Genomic DNA, 16,555 nt, shown 5'->3' on the forward strand with positions numbered 1-16,555 from the left:
GTCAAAGGCGCACGATGATGAGGGCGGTGTCGTCGGTGACGCCGTCGGGCGGGATCAGGTCGGCCAGCAGGGCGTCGGCGAGGGTTTCGGGGTCGGCTCTCTGGTGGCGCGCTAGGGACCCGGCGAGCCGGGCGAGGCCGGCGTCGATGTCTTCGTGTCGGCGTTCGATCAGGCCGTCGGTGTACAGCACGAGGAATGCGCCCTCGGTGAAGGGCATGGTGGCCTGCAGCCAGGGAGCGTGTTCAGGGCGGGCGCCGAGTGGAGGGTCGGTGGCCTGGTCCAGGAACTCGACCGTGCCGTCGCTCTGCAGAAGGGCCGGCGGTAGGTGGCCGGCACTGCTGTAGGTGATGTCGTGGGTGTTCCAGTCGACGAACGCGTTGGCCACGGTGGTGTTCTCGGCACCTGCGACGGACCGGGCGTACAACTCGAGGACTTCCAGAGCCCGGGCGGGACCCTCGGCGACGCGGGAGACAGCGCTGAGCGCGCTGCGCAGTTGCCCCATGACGCCGGCCGCGGACAGCCCGTGACCGACCACGTCGCCCACGGCGACCCCGAGGCGGTCGCCGGGCAGATCGACCAGGTCGTACCAGTCACCGCCCACGTCCAGCGCGCCGATGGCGGGCCGGTAGCGTACGGCCACGGGATGGCGCCCGACCGGGCGAGGAGTGGGCAGCATCGCCTCTTGCAGGCTCAACGCGACTACACGGGCGCGGATGAGTTCGGTGACCTCTTCCACCCGGTGCAGCAACAGTGCCACCCGTCCGTCCGCACCGAGGACGGGAATGGTGGTCATACTCCAGTAGCTCGCGTCTCCTGCCCCGGGCCGGCCGGGGTCCCCCGGCTCGAACCGCTGCAGCTCCATGGTCTCGGGCTCACCGGTTTCCGCGACCCGGCATAGTGACGCCTGGACGTTGCGCGCCACAGGTGCGTCGGGGTGGTTCGGTCTGTCAGCGAAATCGTCGGGCATGTAGCGGCCGACTACTTGCTCACGGTTGCGGCCGAGCACGCGCAGCCATTCCTTGTTGACGTCCGCATAGACCAGCTGCGGGGTCAGGAGCGCCACCGCTCCGGGAAGGGCCTGGAACACTGCCGTGTAGTCGATCTCAGGTTCCGTCATCTGATTTCTCCGTGGATACTCCGCCCTTCAGGGCGGAGAGGAATCGGACTCCTGCGGAGCAGGACAACGGGCTGCGATGCGCCGCCAGGGCGGATCGCGTGGCTCTGACCCGCAGACTTGAGTTCAAACAGTTGTCTCGTTAGCTTCTGAGCGTGACGGCTTCCCCTGTGAAGCGGGCGTTCAAGTACCGCTTCTATCCGAGTGATGGGCAGGCAGCCGAGCTGTCGCGCACGTTCGGGTGTGTGCGGAAGGTCTACAACATGGCGCTCGCCGCCCGTACCGAGGCCTGGGCGCGGCAGCAGCGGGTCAACTACAACGCGACGTCGGCGATGCTGACGGCCTGGAAGAAGACCGAGGAGCTGGCCTACCTGGGCGAGGTGTCGTCGGTTCCGCTTCAGCAGACGCTGCGGCACTTGCAGGTGGCGTTCACCAACTTCTTCGGTAAGCGGGCCAAGTACCCGCGCTTCAAGTCGCGGAAGAAGTCCCGGAAGTCCGCCGAGTACACCACCTCGGGATTCCGCTACCGGGACGGGAAGCTGACGCTGGCGAAGATGTCCGAGCCACTGGACATCGTGTGGTCCAGGCCGCTGCCCGAAGGGTCCTCGCCGTCCTCGGTGACCGTGTCCCAGGACGCGGCGGGCCGCTGGTTCGTGTCCCTGCTGTGCGAGGACCCCGCCGTCGGGCCGCTGCCCACCACGGATACGGCGGTCGGCATCGACGTGGGGCTCACCCACCTGCTGACGCTCTCGACCGGGGAGAAGATCTCCAATCCCCGGCACGAGCGCCGTGACCGTGCCGCCCTGGCCAGGGAGCAGCGTCGTCTTGCGAAGAAGGAGAAGGGCTCGGCGAACCGGGCCAAGGCCCGGCTGAAGGCCGCGAAGATCTATGCGCGGATCACTGACCGGCGCCGCGACACGCTGCACAAACTCACCTCGCGGCTCGTGCGTGAGAACCAAACGCTCGTGATCGAGGACCTGACCGTGCGCAACATGGTCAAAAACCGGAGCCTCGCCCGCGCCATCAGTGATGCCGCGTGGTCGGAGTTCCGGAGCATGCTGGAGTACAAAGCCCAGTGGTACGGGCGCGAAGTGATCGCCGTCGATCGCTTCTTCCCCTCCTCCAGGCTGTGCTCGCACTGCGGCACCCTCGCCAAGGGGATGCCGCTGAACATCCGTACCTGGACATGCGGGAGCTGCGGCGCGACCCATGACCGGGACGTGAACGCGGCGAAGAATCTTCTGGCGGCCGGGCTGGCCGTGTCTGTCTGTGGAGCTGGTGTAAGACCTCAACGGAGAACTCCGGGCGGGCAGTCGGCGACGAAGCAGAAAACCCCACGGCGCGAGCCGTAGGAATCCACCCCTTTCAAGGGGTGGAGGATGTCAAGTCTGTCCCGCCTCGACGCGCGCTGATGTCTCTTTGCACGGTAGGCGCCGCGAGCCAGGGCGGCGGTACTCCTCTTGCCGTCGAGCTGGCCAGGTCACACGGGTGGCCCCCGGCGCCTGCAAGCGAGGCGGGGGGGGAGCCGGTTCGTTGGCCTCGGCAGGGCGTTGTCAACCTGTCGGGTGGGCTGCTGGGTGAGGGTGTGTCGGAGCGTGGTGAAGCCAGGTTCCCACCCTCTGCTCAGGGTGCGGTGGGCCGGTTGGTGACGCCGGTGATCTGCTCCCGGACGTGAAGCGGACGGTTGTCTCGGCTCGGTAGTCGGGTGTGGTCATGAGGTGGCGGCGGGGCCGGAAGCGGGGGTGAGATGCCGCTGGACGCGGACAGGAAACGTGGTGCCGCGCCGGCGGAGCGGACGCCCTTCATCGCGTGTTCGTGATGGCGGATGGTCTGGTGGCTGTTGTCGGCCTGGTCGTTCCGTCCCTTGTGGGAGCGGTGCTCGACGGAGGGCATGACCTCGCAGTGGGCGGCGCCGTAGGAGCGGAACTGGTCCGTGACGACCACCCTGGGCACCGCGCGCGTCTTCTTCATCAGGCGGCGGAAGAAGCGCCGGGCCGCGGTCTTGTCCCGGCGGGGCTGGACCAGGATGTCCAGGACGGTGCCGTCCTGGTCGACGGCCCGCCACAGGTACTTGTACTCCCCGTTGATCCTGACGAAGGCCTCGTCCAGGTGCCACTTGTCCCCGGGGCGGGGCCGGCGGCGGCGCAGTCCGTCGCCATCGGCCTGCCCGAACTTCGGACACCATCCGCGCACGGTCTCGCAGGAGAGACGGTCACACCACGCCGGAGCATCAGTTCCTCCACCCCACCGAATGACACCGGGAAGCGGAAGTACAGCCGCGCACAGGGGGAGATCACCTCGACCGGGTACCGGTGCCCCTCGTACGACGGCGACATACTCCCCACGGACACCCCCTTCACCATCAACCCGAAGATCATCCCACCCGGTCAGCCAACGCACCTTCCCCGTCGGCGCCCCGCGCATCGGGCAGGGAAAGGGAACATCCCGCGCAATCACAGTTATTGGTGGGCCGGTTGTAGGTGGCGGGGAGCGGCTGGCCCCCGATCCCAAGATCGCCATCCGCTGCGAAGCCGAGTGCTGAGCGCATCCGGCATCGTCCTGCTGTGTGCACAGCGCGACGCAACTCGTTGAAGAGTGCATGACGTCGTATCCCCTCGAGCCGCCGCTTGGAGGGGTGCGGCTTTTCTCGGTTCCATGGACCGCCGTAGAGTCCAACGGCCTCGAAATGTCGCTGCTCAGATGGGGTTTCGGGTGCAAGCGCCGGCCGCTCGGGCCGCACAGCGGATCCTCAGATCTCCGTCTGCTTCCCGGCCGGCGGCAACCCGTCGTTCACTGGCCCGTCGCCGTGGAACGGCTTGCTTGGAGCGAAGTTATCTAGACAACTTTGCTCGCCCGGGTGTCGCCGCGGTGGTACCTGGGGCGGAGAGGACCCAACACCATGCCACCTCTCTCACAGGACGTCGCGTCCGGGAGCAGTATCACGATCAGTTCCACGGCACCCCCGCAACGCGGCGACAAGCTGACCTTCACATGGGCGACGGACGCTCCCGACGCGAAGAACTGGGTCGGCGTGTACGACGGAGACCGGCTGCCCGGCAGCGGCTCCCTTGTGTGGGCGTACGTCTCCGGCGCCTCCGGGCAGACGACCCTCGACACCTCCGGCCTGAGCGGCGGGCCGTACACCGCGTACCTGCTGGCCAAGGACGGCTACGGCATCCTCGCCCGGACCGAGCCGTTCAGCTTCGCCGGCGCGCCCGCGCCCACCGGCGACTCGATCGAGCTGACGACACCCACCCCGCACGAGGGCGACAAGGTCTCCTTCCACTGGGCGACGGACGCTCCCGACGCCAAGAACTGGGTCGGCGTGTACGACGGAGACCGGCCGCCCGGCAGCGGCTCCTCCCTTGCCTGGGAGTACACCCCCGGGGTCTCCGGCGACATCACCATCGACACCTCCGGCCTGAGCGGCGGGCCGTACAAGGCCTACCTGCTGGCCAAGGACGGCTACGGCATCCTGGCCCGCACCGCCCCGTTCAGCTTCGTCGTCCGCCCCGTGATCCCGCGCCCGTACGCGGTGGTGGACGCCGTCACCACCGCCGCGCAGACCGCCGGCACGGCCTTCTCGGTGCGGCTCGGCGGCTTGTGGATCAGGCCCGAGGGCAATGCCGTCGGCGGCGCGACCTTCGAACGCGTCGCAGGCGACCCGTGGTTGTCGGTGGCCGCCGACGGCACGGTCAGCGGGAAGGTCCCCGCTTTCGCGCCGCGGACGCCCGGCCGGGTAGTGGCCGCCGTCACCGACAGCGTCGTGGGCAGCGACACCGTCACCGTTCAAGTCCCGTTGCGTACATCCCGGGAGCGGCTCCCGCTGAAGGTCGCCACGCTGAACCTCTGGGATGCCGGCACCCACGTCGACGGGTTCCTGGAGAAACAGCTGCGGCTGGTGCTCACCCAGGGCCTGGACGTCGTCGCGCTCCAGGAATGCGGTGACAAGGGGGCCGAGAACCTCGCCGGGGCGCTCGGCTGGCATGTGCACCAGGCCGGTGGCCTCGGCATCGTGAGCCGCTACCCGCTCACCGACGTCGTCGCCCCGATCGCGGCGCTCCCGGCCGCCGCGGCGACGCTGCAACTGCCCGGCGACCGCACGGTGCGTGTGTGGACGGCCCAGCTGGACGATGCCGACTACGGCCCCTACGCGCTGCTGGCGGGACGGACGGCCGCGCAGGTCGAGGCGGCGGAGAAGGGGACGACGCGCTACCGGCAGGTACAGGCACTGGTGGCCGCGATGCGGCCGGAGCTCGCCTTCCGCAACCCCGTCGTGCTGGCGGCCGGCCTCGCCTCGCCGTCCCACCGTGACTGGACGAGCCGGACGGCATCCGCGCACGGGGGAGTCGGCCGGGTCCGCTGGCCGGTCACCGAGGCCCTGGAACAGGCAGGCCTCGTCGACGCCTTCCGCGACGCCCACCCCAGCCCGGTGAAGGAGCCCGGCACCACCTGGTCCCCCGTCAGGCCGCAGCACGAGGGCGGCGGCGCGGAACCCCAGGACCGGGTCGACCAGGTTCAGTACGCGGGGCGGCTGAAGGTGCTGGAGGCACACAGCCTCTTCACCGGCTGGCCGCGGCCGGTGCCGGACACCGCTGCCAACGGCTGGCCCTCCGACCATGCGGCCGCCGTCGTCACCTTCTCCCTGCCTGCCCGCGGCTGACCCCTGACGACCCGAAGGACGTTCCTTTCATGACTGAGATCAGCCGCCGCACCTTCATCGGCACCACCGCAGCCGGCGCCGCCGTAGCGGCCGGACTCCCCGGCACGGCGGAGGCCGCAGGGCGCGACGCCCCGCACGGCAGCATCGCCGACGTCAAGCACGTTGTGATCCTGATGCAGGAGAACCGCAGCTTCGACCACTACTTCGGCACCCTGAACGGCGTACGGGGCTTCGGTGACCGCCAGGCGACCGTCCTCCCGGGCGGCGCCCCGGTGTTCCACCAGCCCGCCAGCAGTCCCAAGGAGGGCTACCTCCTGCCCTTCCGTATGGACACCACGAAATACAACGCGCAGAACGCGGGTGGCCTCCCGCACGACTGGGACTCCGGCCACTCGGCCGTCAACGGCGGCGCCATGAACAAGTGGGTCTCCGCCAAGGGCCAGCGGACCATGGGCTACTTCACCCGGCAGGACATCCCCTACCAGTACGCCCTGGCCGACGCCTTCACCCTCTGCGACGGTTACTTCTGCTCGCTGAATGGCCCCACCGACCCCAACCGCCTCTACCTGTGGACCGGCACCGCGGGCCCTGGCGTCGACGGCACCACCGGCCCGTGGACCGACAACACGCCGGTCACCGGCAACCCGGTGGCCGACTGGACGACGTACGCCGAGCGCCTGGAGGAGGCCGGGATCAGCTGGCGCGTCTACCACAACCCGGACGGCTCGGACGACCGATACGGCGACTACGACGACAACGCCCTGTCGTACTTCAAGCAGTTCCACACGTTCCCCAAGGACGACCCGCGCTACATCAACGCCATGACGAAGTTCGACCTCACGGCGTTCGACCAGCACTGCAAGGACGGCACCCTGCCCACCGTCTCCTGGCTGGTGGCGCCCTACCTGTTCTGCGAGCACCCGGCGGCCAGCCCCGACTACGGCGCCCACTGGGTCAACACCGCACTGCAGTCACTGTTCTCCCATCCCGAGGTGTGGAAGCACACCGTCTTCCTGCTCATGTACGACGAGAACGACGGGTACTTCGACCACGTCATCCCGCCGTTCCCCGAGCCGGGCACCAAGGACGAGTTCGCGAACGGCAAGGCCATCGGCCTGGGCAGCCGGGTGCCGCTGTGGGTCGTGTCGCCGTGGTCGCGCGGCGGCTGGGTCAACTCCCAGGTGTTCGACCACACTTCGGTGGTGCGCTTCCTGGAACGCGTCACCGGTGTGCGGGAGCCCAACATCTCCGACTGGCGGCGCACCGTCTGCGGCGACCTCACCACCTGCTTCGACTTCGCCAGGCCCGACTACAACATCCCCGGGCTGCCGGACACGGTCGCCCTGATGGCGAAGGCCGACGCCAGCAACTCCCTGCCGCCGGTCAAGCTGCCGGACAAGCAGTCCATGCCCGCGCAGGAGGAGGGACGACGGCCGCACCGCCCGCTGCCGTACCGGCCGTGGGCCGACGTGACGGTCGACCGGGCCACCGGCAAGGTCACCTGCACGCTCACCAACGACGGCAGCGTCGGCTACCACTTCACCGTGCTGCCGAACATAGCCCTGCCCTTCACCGGTACGCCGTTCACGGTCTTGCCGCGTTCGTCCCGCACCTACGTGTGGGACGCCACGGCGACCGACGGCCGCTACGACTTCTCCGTGTACGGCGCCGACGGGTTCGTCCGCCGCTTTTCCGGCACCGTCGTCCGTGAGGGCCAGGACGACGTGGCGGTGCCGTCGGTCACGGCGGCGCTGCGGTACTCCGGGCGCCCGGAGAACTCGTCGCTGGAACTGGAACTGCGCAATGCCGGCGGCACCGAGGTGGCTTTCACGGTCATGCCGAACGACTTCGCCGGCAAGGAACAGACCGTGTGGGTCAAAGCCGGGGACCGCACCCGGCTGACGTGGCATACCGACGACGGACGCTACGACGTCACCGTCACCGCGGGTACGGGCACCCGGTTCACCCAGCGTTATGCGGGAACCGTGCAGGCCGGGTGAGGCACGCCGGGTGGGACCGTTCGCAGGCTGCGGCCCGCGACCGGTCCCACGCCGGCGGGCAGGATCTGCTGCAGGCCGGGGACCCGGCCTGCACGACCCATGAGCGGCTCAGGAGACACGCCGCGGTAGGAGCACGGCAGCCCGGAGAGTGAACTGCGCTGCCGCAGGGTCGCGGCGGAACTCCGCGAGGGACCATCGCGGGCCAGTACGCCACCGGCGCCAAGCTGCCTCCCCAGGGGGCGCTCGCCGAGCGTTACGGCGTCTGCCGGGGCACGATTCGGCACGCGCTGGCCGTAAACCTGCACCTGAGTGTCCCCGCCGCACGTATCACCGGGGAGTTGGTGAGAGAGCCGGCTCCTCGGCGGACGGGACAGGCAGGGCCGTCCCGTGGCCCGGCAGCCCTCCGGAGGCGAGTGCTCTGGGCCGACGGCGCGATCGTGTCGAACTTGGGCGGCCGCCCACCGTTAGCACCGAGTCTCTTGCGGTTCCGGATCTGGTCGACCATTTCCGGGATGGTGCAGTGGATCCCGCGTCGGCGCAGGTAAGCACGGTTGGCGCGGGAGCCGTACGCCCTGTCGGCGCGGATCCTGTTCGGCTTGGTGCGGGGGCGCCCGGAGCCGATGCGCGGGACTCGGATGCGCTCCAGCACGGGCCGGAACTGGGGCGAGTCGCCGCGCTGGCCAGCGGTGACGGTCAGCGCCAGCGGCTTCTGGCCCTGCTCGACCGCGAGGTGCAACTTTGTGGTCAGGCCGCCACGGGAGCGTCCGAGTCCGTGGTCGGCAGGCTCGTCCTCGATGCCGCCGGGTTTGTCCCGCTGCAGGTCCCCCTTTTGCGGGCCCCGGCTGCGTGCTGGTGGGCGCGGGCGACTGTGGAGTCCACGCTCACGTCCCAGGTGATCAGGCCCTGCGCGTCTGCCCCGGTCTGAAGTTGGGTGAGGATGCACTTCCAGGTGCCGTTGCGTTGCCAGCGCCGGAACAGGCCGTAGGCCGTCTCCCACTCGCCGTAGCGGGCGGGCACATCGCGCCAAGGGGCACCCGTCCGGGTCCGCCACCGTATGCCGTTGATCAGCTGCCGTTTGGACCAAACCGGCGGCCGTCCCGGCTTCTTACCCACCGGCAATAACGGCTCCACTCTGGCCCACTGCTCGTCCGTCAAATCTCCGCGCCCCACGAGTGGATCATGGCAGATCTTGATCCACTTCTAACTCGGGGCTCAGCAGAGCTCGCCCGCCAGCAGCCCCATCGTGAACATGTCGTACCACTTGCCGTCACGGCGGAAGACCTGACGAAGACGGCCCTCCTCAACGAAGCCGACCTTCTCGTAGACCCTGCGCGCGGCATGGTTCTCGGTAACCACGGTCAGCGTTACCTTGTGGAGGCGCATGTCCTCAAAGCCGTAGCGGCAGATCGTCCGCACCGCATCGGTGGCGAATCCGCGGCCCCAATACGCCTTCTCGCCCAGGTAGATATCGAGTTTCGCGATGCCCTTCTCCGGGTCCGCGTCGTGCAGCATGATCAGGCCGATGAGCTGGCCGTCGGCCAGCGCCTAATGCCAAGGAGCAAGTCGCCATAGGCGTTGCGGGGGCGCTCCTCCAGCCACTTGCGGACGCGCTCCACAGGCTGGGCATACGCGTCGTCCATCCACCGCATGACCTGAGGGTCGTGGTTCCAGCGCCACAGTGCGTCGGCGTCCGCGGGACCCATCGCCCGCAGTTTCACCAGTTCTCCAAGCGCCATGCTCACCGACCCCTTGTGCGTCTCGTGATCATCTTACGAATCACGAAGTGGTACCACGGTCGGGATCGCACGCTCAATCGGTTTCGGCGGTGCCGAAACGGGGTCCAGAGCATGTTTCGGGAGGAAGCGCCGGCTGTCAGGGGACCATCCCACGGTGTGGGCAGCTACCAGTTGCAGTTGGGGGAAGCCGAGGAGGTGGGACTTCTAAAACACGCTAGTGCTGTGACCGTGAAGGTTCACCGGGTCCGGGCGGTCGGGGTGAGCTCCGAGTTGGGATGGCCTGGTCGGTGGTGTAGCAGACTGTCGTGCCCCCGGCTCTGCGACGATTGCTGAGTGAGCAAGCAAGAGTGGGACACATTGACCAAGTCCGAAGAAGCCTTCATGGTCAATTCCTACGAGATCGACATCCTGCCTGGTGTCTGGGGCGACCTCGACGAAGCCGACCAGTCCCGACCGGTCAACGAGCTGGCGGGAATCTTGCTCGCGCTCATCGATCGTGGGTGGATCGAGGTCCGCCGACTCGCGCCGTGGACCTCCCCCTCCGGGGAGAACGGCTTCCAGCCCGGCGAGCTGGTGCCTCGTGATCAGCTTCCGGCGATTCTCGAAGCTGCGGCCAACTGGGAGTATCCCGAGGATGGGAACTGGAATGGCGCGTTGACCCTGGTCGAGACCGAAGCGGGAAAGAAGATTACTCGTCTTTCTCCCGAGGAGATGGCCGAGTAGGCCGTCATCGCGGGAAGCCTCAGGCCGCGGCTAACGGTCGGCCGCCCCAGCGCAGGCCCTTCTCGCTGCGGATGCGGGCTCGTTCGCGGCGTTGGGCGGCCAGGAGGTCGGGGTGGCGGGCGTTGGTATTGCGCCAGCGTGGATGGCGGTGCAGCTCGCGGGTCTGAACGGTGTGGTTGGGGTGGTTCGAGTTGGCCAGGGTGAACTGCCGCAGCGGCCCGAAGCGCGCCTCGATCGGATTGGCCCAGGAGGCGTTCGTCGGGGTGAAGCACAGCTCGACTTTGTTCTTCCACGCCCACCGGCGGATCTTGGCGCCCTTGTGGGCGGAGAGGTTGTCCATGATCACGTAGATCGGGGCGCCGTGGGGGCGGGCGGCACGGATGGACCTGAGCGCGGCCAGGCTGTTGGTGGTGCCCTTGCGGCGACGGTTGACACCCCAGGGGGTGTCGTCGCCGATGGAGTAGCAACCGTGGAAGTAGGTCACGCCTTGGGTGCGGTCGCCGGGACCCGGTCGGGCCAGCCCTGCTCGGCCCAACAGGATCCGCCGGTCGGGCGTATGCCGAGCGGCCCCGAACTCGTCGAACGCGAAAACGCGGTCAGGGAAATGGTCTATGACGTGCTCGATCCGGTCCAGCTTGGCATCGCGGTCAGGATCGGTGGACTCTTTCCAGGTGTTGGTCCGCTGGAAGGTGACGCCGCGTCGGGCGAGCAGGCAGCGCAGGGCCTCGCGACCGATGCGGATCACCCGCCCGTGGACTCTGCGGAGGTATGCGGCGAGCTTGCGGATCGACCAGCGGGTGAAGGGCTGGGCGAGCTTGGCCGGGCGGGTGGTGGCCGTCTGAACGACGAAGTCCTCGTCCTCAGGACTGAGTTGGCGGGGACGGCCTCCCGCCCACTTGGGGTCCAGACAGGCCAGGCCGATCTCGTTGAAGCGGTGAATGACGTCGCGCGCAGTGTCCTCGTCGGCCGCCACCAGCTGGGCGATCACCGGCACGCGGTTCCCGCGATGCCCGGAGGCTACGTACAGAAGAACGAGACCCTGCGTGTGCTACGGAGGCATCATGACGACGCCAATGGAAGCCGACGGAGGCGGAAGGCTCCGACGGCGGTGGTCAACGCTTCTCGCGTCGGCTGCGGATGCTCAGGGCGATAACGGAGACGAGGAACCAGAAGGCGCCGAACGCCGAGTATCCGGCCACGGTGGACAGGTTGCTCGTCGCCGAGGCGGACGTGGCGGCGATGGTGGCACCGGCGAGGACGGACTGTCCGCCGCTGATGGCCATGGGCCACTGGGCGCCGACGGTGCGTCGGCGCCGGACCGCCACGACGAGCTGGATGGCTCCGGAGAGGAGGGCCCAGACGCCGAACACGAGAAGGGCCCTTCCGACGGTGGAGGAGACGGCGACGATCATCCCGGCGGTGGCGGCGAGGCCGAGCCCCATGTTGATGGTCTTGACGCTGTCCGTGGAGCCGGTGCCGGTCAGGCTGCGCTCGATGAGCGTGGCGATGGCGTCCCACAGGGGGTAGACGACGAGCAGCACGGCCGCGATCACTGTGGGCTCGTCCGTCGACACGAGCGAGGCGGAGGTCGTGAAGACAAGTGCCACCCAGATCAGGGAGAAGGCGACTCGGATCAGGTGGAGCGATCGGAGCCCGGAGGACGTCGTCGTGGCCGTGGCCGAAGTGGTCGAAGTTACGGTGGTCTGAGTCATCGGGTGTCCCGTTGTGATCGTGACGGTGTGAGACGGTCGCCTCGATGAGGAGTCTCAGCGGCCTCGGGAGGGGCCGCGTACTTCGAACGAAGTACTTCTGCCATCCACCTTCGACGGAATGGGTTCTGCCGTCTCCGTCGACCGAAGCGGCTCGGTCGTCCACATCGTTCGTCGTCTACATCGTTCGAAGTACACGGCCGCCGCACACGTGAACGAGAATCGGCTCATGGCCAAGGCGCAGAACAGTCAGGACGGGCCGGCCGCACCGCTGTGGGTCCGCCACCCCGAGGTACTGCACCGGGTCGCCTATTCGGTGGCAGGGCTGGTGTTCACCGGGCAGATCGTGGCGGCGACAGTGAGGGGATCGGACTGGCCGACGGCCCTGTCCGTGCTCCTCGCCGGCGGCGGCGTCGCCCTCTCGTGGTGGAAGCCGTGGGCAGGACTGGTCGTGACGAGTGCGGCGTCCTTCGCCGTCACAGCGGTGGGTGACGACCCCCTGTCGGTGTGGATGATGGCGGTGCTCGTGCTGTTCTCGGTCACCCTCAGGGGAAAGCAGCCGCTGGGCGGGACCGGCATCGTGGCGGCGTTCTTCCTGGGGGCGTTCATGACGGTCGGAGGATTCCGTGGCGGTGCGGTCGTGGGAGCCGCCGCCCTCTTCTCGGCCATGGCGGGAGGTGCGACGGGGGCAGCGCTCCGTATCCATCGGGAGCACTGGTGGACCCTGGAGGAACGGGCCGAGATCGCCATCGCCACCCGTGAGATCGAAGCCACCCGACGAGTGACCGAGGAACGTCTCCGTATCGCCCGGGACCTCCACGACGTCATCGGCCACCAGGTCGCGATGCTGAGCGTGCACCTCGGTGCGGCGGAGATCGGGCTGCCCGAGGACGCCGAGTCCTCCCGGCAGGCCCTCGTCTCGGCCAGGTCCAGCGCCCGTACCGTCGTCGTCGAGACGCAACGCATCCTCGCGCTCCTCCGCCTCGGGGACGACGTCTCCGGCGACGAGGCGCTCCGGCCGACCCCGGCGCTGAGCGGCCTGGAAGGACTCATCGCCTCTTTCGAAAGCATCGGCCTCGACGTCCTGCCCTCCATCGACATCCCGGCCGGCTTCGTGGAGCCGAGCGTCGGCGTGACGGTCTACCGGGTCGTTCAGGAAGCGCTCACGAATGCCTACCGGCACGGAGAGGGGACGGCAACGGTGGATGTGCGCGAGCACGACGGCAGGATCCGCGTCACCGTGGAGAACCGCGTCGGTCACTCACCCCACGGCTCCGACCCGGGCAGCGGACTCGGACTCGTGGGGATGCGCGAACGCGTCGAGTCCTCCAGCGGGCGGCTGACGATCGACAGTCACGACGGGCGATTCCGGGTCCACGCGGAGTTCAGCCCGCTGGGAGAGGTCGTCCGATGACACGGATTCTGATCGTCGACGACCAGGACGAGATCAGGGCCGGGATCCGGGCGATGCTTCGGCTCGACCCGAGTCTCGTCGTCGCGGGGGATCTCTCCGACGGACTCCAGGTCGTCCCCTTCCTCCGGGACCACCCCGTCGACCTGGTGCTGATGGACATCCGGATGCCCGGCATCGATGGTGTCGAAGCCACCCGCCGGATCCGCGCAGAGCATCCACCCGAGAAGACGCGGGTGATCGTGCTGACCACTTTCGACCAGGACGACATCGTCCTCGCCGCCCTGCGCGCGGGCGCCAACGGCTTCCTGAGCAAGACCGTGAGCCCTGCTGAACTCGTCGCCGGAATCACCGAGGTCGTGGGCGGTGGCGGTGCGCTGTCGGCCGCCGCGACGGCCGCGCTCATCGGTCACATGACCGACAGCCCGCCCCCGCTGATCGACAAGGAACTGCTGCGACGCTTCAGCGCTCTGACCCCCAGGGAGCGCGACGTGGTCGTTCTGGTCGCAAGCGGTCTCGGCAACGACGAGATCGCGGCCCAGATGTCCGTGTCACCGTTCACCGTGAAGACGCATGCGGTCCGCGCCATGACAAAAGTCGGCGCCCGCGACCGAGCCCAACTGGTCTCCTTCACCTTCCGGGCCGGCCTCTACCCCTGAACCTGCAGAGCAGAACCCCGAAACAGGTGGCCGCCGTGGCGATGCCGAACAGTCCGGTGGGCGAGACGGCATGGGCACATACCTGGAAGACCTCGCCGTCGCGCTGCGCGAGCGGCGTACCTGAGCCTGTACCTGCGGAGAGGGCTTGCGCCACGGCAAGGCAGACGAGCTCGGAGTCGGTCAGCAGCGGCGGCCGCCCCATCCACCGGGTCCCTCCGATCTCGTCGTCGATCTTCACGTACAGCGCAGTCAAGAGGGTATTCAGCATGATCTAGCGCGGAACGCCGGGCGTTCAGGCCCGGGAGGAAGCGCTTCTCAAGATGGGGGTGACCGGCACGGGTGCACGGGTTGGCACTGTTGGCCTCAGCCGGGACGCTTCTGGTTCTCGATGTACTCCTTGATGATCGCCAGTGGTGCGCCGCCGCAGGACGCGGCGAAGTAGGACGGGGACCAGAAGTGGTCACCCCACAGATACTTGCGGATGTGGCCGGGGAACTCCTGGCGGAGCCTGCGGGCTGAGACGCCCTTGAGGGAGCCGACCAGCCGGGAGATGGCGACCTTGGGCGGGTAGTGCACGAGCAGGTGGACGTGATCGCGCTCGCCGTTCCGGTGAACGCGATCTTCTACCAGAACCGGACGGGCTATCAGCGGCGTTATCTGCCCCGTGATCTGCCGGCCTGGTCGCGGTGTTCTACCGGGATTGCCGGAGGATGCCCCGGCCTTCAGGCCGGGGCATCCGGTTTCCCGCGGAGCGGGGCAGGAGAAGCCGGATCGCCGCCGGGTGATCCGGCGTACGCCCGGGGAGCGGCGAGGGCGACCTCTAGGCGGTGGAGGATCTCGGAGTTGAGGGACCGCCGTCCGCGGCGGCGCGGGCGGTCACCTGTTCGTGTAGGTCTGCTGGCTGCGCATGGTGCGGAGCGAGAACCAAGCACGCACGGTGAACGCCTTCAACCAACACCCAGCAGGCTTTCCGGGTCTGGTCACCTGCTTGACGGAGTTGAAGCCAGTGATCAGCCAGACGTCCGCATCGCCATAGGGAAGCCGGACGCGTGCGGGGAGAATCGCGCTGCATCAGGTCCGCGAGCGCAGGATCGCAGGGCTTCGCTGAGGTCGAACGGGCAGATGTTTGTCTCGTTGTCCGCGGTCATCAGGCGGCTCCTCCGGGCATGGGTACGACGTTGGTGGTGTCCACGGCCCAGCGAACGGCCTTGGCGAGGCTGATGGCATCGCCGACAGCCCAGTAGTGGACGAAGAACAGGCGTGGTTCGTCGGTGAGGTTGTGGTGGTGCACCTCGACGAGTTCGACGCCACCGCGCCGCAGGGCCACGAGGACGGGCTGGACCTCCTTGGCGATCATGACCAGGTCACCGCTGAGGGCGGCCCTTCCGCCGCCGAGCGGCTGGAAGCTGGCGGAGGTGGTGGCGCCCAGCCCCGGAGGCAGGATCACAGGACCGTCGGCGACGGTCTCGCGGCGGACATAGGTGCACCTGTAGATCTCGCCGTCGGTGGCGCCCTTGACACCCATGGCAGCGTCGATCGCGGCGGTGTCCAGGTCGACGGGCGGCGAGGAGGTGGTGGTGGGTTCGGCGGGCGGAGTGCCAGTGCAGTCGAATGCGGCGCGCAGACCGCGGGCGACGGTGACCGGATCGTGGCCGTGGGCGTGCAGATGGACCCACCAGACATCCGGCTCGTGGGCGAGCAGGTGCTTGTGGATGGCGGTCTGCATGATCCCGTGCTCATGCAGGACGTCACTGAAGTGCTGCAGTTCGCACTCGGTGACCACGGCGTCGCCCATCAAAAGCGTGCTGTGGTCCGCGTACCGGACGAAGGACACGTGCGAGCCCAGAACGAGCGCGGGGTTGATCCGGATGCCGCGGGAGAAGACCGTGAGGTCCCCGCGCGGCAGGCCCGTGTGGTACATGAACCGCCTTATGTCACCGGGTCGGCCCAGGGCCTCGCCCACGTCCGCCCAGTCCGCCAGCTTGGTCATCACCGGTTCGACCAGGGCGCGGTTCTGCGGTCCGGCGCCCAGGGCGCGGGCCCCGGCAGGCACCCCGGTGAGTACGGGCGCAAGGGCGGCCGCGGCCAGCACGCGGCGCCGGGATGCGATGAGCCGGGAGCGGGTGTCTTGCTGTTGCTCGTCAGCCATTCGATATGCCTCCTGGCGTGATGCAAGCACAGGAGACCGCGTGGACCGCTGATCGGCACAGCCACATCCCCCAGGCAGGCTAACTGGCTGCCGTCAATGGACCGCAGCAGCTCGCCGCGCGAGCCATCGAGGCCATCCCAACCAGCGTCTGCCGGACATACCGTGGCGGTCGGCTCCGCTCAGGATCGTCGAGGAAGACGCCTGTCTGCCCGCGCCCAGGCTATCCGTGCTGCCCGCAGCCGTCAGCAGCACGATCCGGCACGGAGGCGGCTGCGCCGCCCCGTTCCTGCACAGTCCATCCTCCCCCAGCTAAAGCAGGGGGATTCCTAGCTCAGGCTGCCTCCGGGAGCAGCGCTCCCAGGGGACTTCCACCATCAGCACTAGCCGGGTT

14 protein-coding genes and 4 pseudogenes are annotated in these 16,555 nt (G+C 68.5%); 7 read left to right on the plus strand and 11 right to left on the minus strand.

What is annotated here, in order from left to right; all coding sequences use genetic code 11:
* Nucleotide 1: 1 nt before the first annotated feature.
* On the minus strand, nucleotides 2–1,117 hold the full coding sequence (locus ACZ7M2_RS48935; RefSeq protein WP_471600800.1) for a PP2C family protein-serine/threonine phosphatase: 1,116 nt from the start codon (nucleotides 1,115–1,117) through the stop codon (nucleotides 2–4).
* A gap of 152 nt (nucleotides 1,118–1,269) precedes the next feature.
* Here ACZ7M2_RS48935 and ACZ7M2_RS48940 point away from each other — a divergent pair, with 152 nt between their 5' ends.
* A complete protein-coding gene (locus ACZ7M2_RS48940; RefSeq protein ID WP_471600801.1) occupies nucleotides 1,270–2,466 on the plus strand; it encodes an RNA-guided endonuclease InsQ/TnpB family protein in 1,197 nt (398 codons plus the stop codon).
* A 271-nt stretch (nucleotides 2,467–2,737) separates the two neighbouring features.
* On the opposite strand, the pseudogene ACZ7M2_RS48945 reads toward ACZ7M2_RS48940, so the two are convergent.
* A pseudogene (locus tag ACZ7M2_RS48945) lies at nucleotides 2,738–3,459 on the minus strand (IS6 family transposase).
* 554 nt (nucleotides 3,460–4,013) lie between these two features.
* Here ACZ7M2_RS48945 and ACZ7M2_RS48950 point away from each other — a divergent pair.
* The 3 genes from ACZ7M2_RS48950 to ACZ7M2_RS48960 all read left to right on the plus strand — a co-directional run bounded on the left by ACZ7M2_RS48950 (nucleotide 4,014) and on the right by ACZ7M2_RS48960 (nucleotide 8,322).
* Nucleotides 4,014–5,777 (plus strand): exonuclease/endonuclease/phosphatase family protein, encoded by a 1,764-nt coding sequence (locus ACZ7M2_RS48950; RefSeq protein WP_471600802.1) that lies wholly within the window; start codon nucleotides 4,014–4,016, stop codon nucleotides 5,775–5,777.
* Between the two features lie 29 nt (nucleotides 5,778–5,806).
* A complete protein-coding gene (locus ACZ7M2_RS48955; protein WP_471600803.1) occupies nucleotides 5,807–7,777 on the plus strand; it encodes a phosphocholine-specific phospholipase C in 1,971 nt (656 codons plus the stop codon).
* Nucleotides 7,778–8,001: 224 nt separating this feature from the next.
* Nucleotides 8,002–8,322: a hypothetical protein gene (locus tag ACZ7M2_RS48960; RefSeq protein WP_471600813.1), complete on the plus strand. Its 321-nt coding sequence runs from the start codon at nucleotides 8,002–8,004 to the stop codon at nucleotides 8,320–8,322.
* A gap of 17 nt (nucleotides 8,323–8,339) precedes the next feature.
* Here ACZ7M2_RS48960 and ACZ7M2_RS48965 read toward each other — a convergent pair.
* The 4 genes and pseudogenes from ACZ7M2_RS48965 to ACZ7M2_RS48980 form a co-directional block, all read right to left on the minus strand.
* Nucleotides 8,340–8,513: pseudogene (locus ACZ7M2_RS48965) on the minus strand (transposase); the annotation flags it as partial.
* An 8-nt stretch (nucleotides 8,514–8,521) separates the two neighbouring features.
* Nucleotides 8,522–8,890, minus strand: coding sequence for a transposase (locus ACZ7M2_RS48970; RefSeq protein ID WP_471600804.1), 369 nt, complete (start codon nucleotides 8,888–8,890; stop codon nucleotides 8,522–8,524).
* Between the two features lie 99 nt (nucleotides 8,891–8,989).
* Nucleotides 8,990–9,289 carry a GNAT family N-acetyltransferase gene (locus ACZ7M2_RS48975; protein ID WP_471600805.1) on the minus strand — a complete coding sequence of 100 codons (300 nt, stop codon included), beginning with the start codon at nucleotides 9,287–9,289 and terminating at the stop codon, nucleotides 8,990–8,992.
* Nucleotides 9,290–9,291: 2 nt separating this feature from the next.
* On the minus strand, nucleotides 9,292–9,513 hold the full coding sequence (locus tag ACZ7M2_RS48980; protein WP_471600806.1) for a GNAT family N-acetyltransferase: 222 nt from the start codon (nucleotides 9,511–9,513) through the stop codon (nucleotides 9,292–9,294).
* Between the two features lie 333 nt (nucleotides 9,514–9,846).
* On the opposite strand from ACZ7M2_RS48980, the gene ACZ7M2_RS48985 reads away from it, so the two are divergent.
* Nucleotides 9,847–10,236 (plus strand): hypothetical protein, encoded by a 390-nt coding sequence (locus ACZ7M2_RS48985; protein WP_471600807.1) that lies wholly within the window; start codon nucleotides 9,847–9,849, stop codon nucleotides 10,234–10,236.
* Nucleotides 10,237–10,255: 19 nt separating this feature from the next.
* Here ACZ7M2_RS48985 and ACZ7M2_RS48990 read toward each other — a convergent pair whose 3' ends face one another.
* Together ACZ7M2_RS48990 and ACZ7M2_RS48995 are read right to left on the minus strand one after the other, a co-directional pair.
* On the minus strand, nucleotides 10,256–11,230 hold the full coding sequence (locus ACZ7M2_RS48990) for an IS630 family transposase (protein ID WP_471600808.1): 975 nt from the start codon (nucleotides 11,228–11,230) through the stop codon (nucleotides 10,256–10,258).
* 118 nt (nucleotides 11,231–11,348) lie between these two features.
* Nucleotides 11,349–11,948 carry a DUF308 domain-containing protein gene (locus ACZ7M2_RS48995; RefSeq protein ID WP_471600809.1) on the minus strand — a complete coding sequence of 200 codons (600 nt, stop codon included), beginning with the start codon at nucleotides 11,946–11,948 and terminating at the stop codon, nucleotides 11,349–11,351.
* A gap of 226 nt (nucleotides 11,949–12,174) precedes the next feature.
* On the opposite strand from ACZ7M2_RS48995, the gene ACZ7M2_RS49000 reads away from it, so the two are divergent.
* Nucleotides 12,175–13,359, plus strand: a complete 1,185-nt coding sequence (locus ACZ7M2_RS49000) for a sensor histidine kinase (RefSeq protein WP_471600810.1) — start codon at nucleotides 12,175–12,177, stop codon at nucleotides 13,357–13,359.
* Entirely contained in the window at nucleotides 13,356–14,015 is a 660-nt protein-coding gene (locus ACZ7M2_RS49005; protein ID WP_471600811.1) for a response regulator transcription factor, read from the plus strand. Before ACZ7M2_RS49000 ends, ACZ7M2_RS49005 begins: the two co-directional genes overlap by 4 nt.
* Nucleotides 14,016–14,154: 139 nt before the next feature.
* On the opposite strand, the pseudogene ACZ7M2_RS49010 reads toward ACZ7M2_RS49005, so the two are convergent.
* The 3 genes and pseudogenes from ACZ7M2_RS49010 to ACZ7M2_RS49020 form a co-directional block, all read right to left on the minus strand.
* Nucleotides 14,155–14,283 (minus strand): annotated as a pseudogene (locus ACZ7M2_RS49010) (IS982 family transposase); the annotation flags it as partial.
* Nucleotides 14,284–14,378: 95 nt separating this feature from the next.
* Nucleotides 14,379–14,621: pseudogene (gene tnpA / locus ACZ7M2_RS49015) on the minus strand (IS200/IS605 family transposase); the annotation flags it as partial.
* A gap of 541 nt (nucleotides 14,622–15,162) precedes the next feature.
* Nucleotides 15,163–16,164, minus strand: a complete 1,002-nt coding sequence (locus tag ACZ7M2_RS49020) for a DUF1259 domain-containing protein (protein WP_471600812.1) — start codon at nucleotides 16,162–16,164, stop codon at nucleotides 15,163–15,165.
* Nucleotides 16,165–16,555 lie beyond the last annotated feature (391 nt).

This window comes from Streptomyces sp. NPDC111507 (assembly GCF_055638955.1).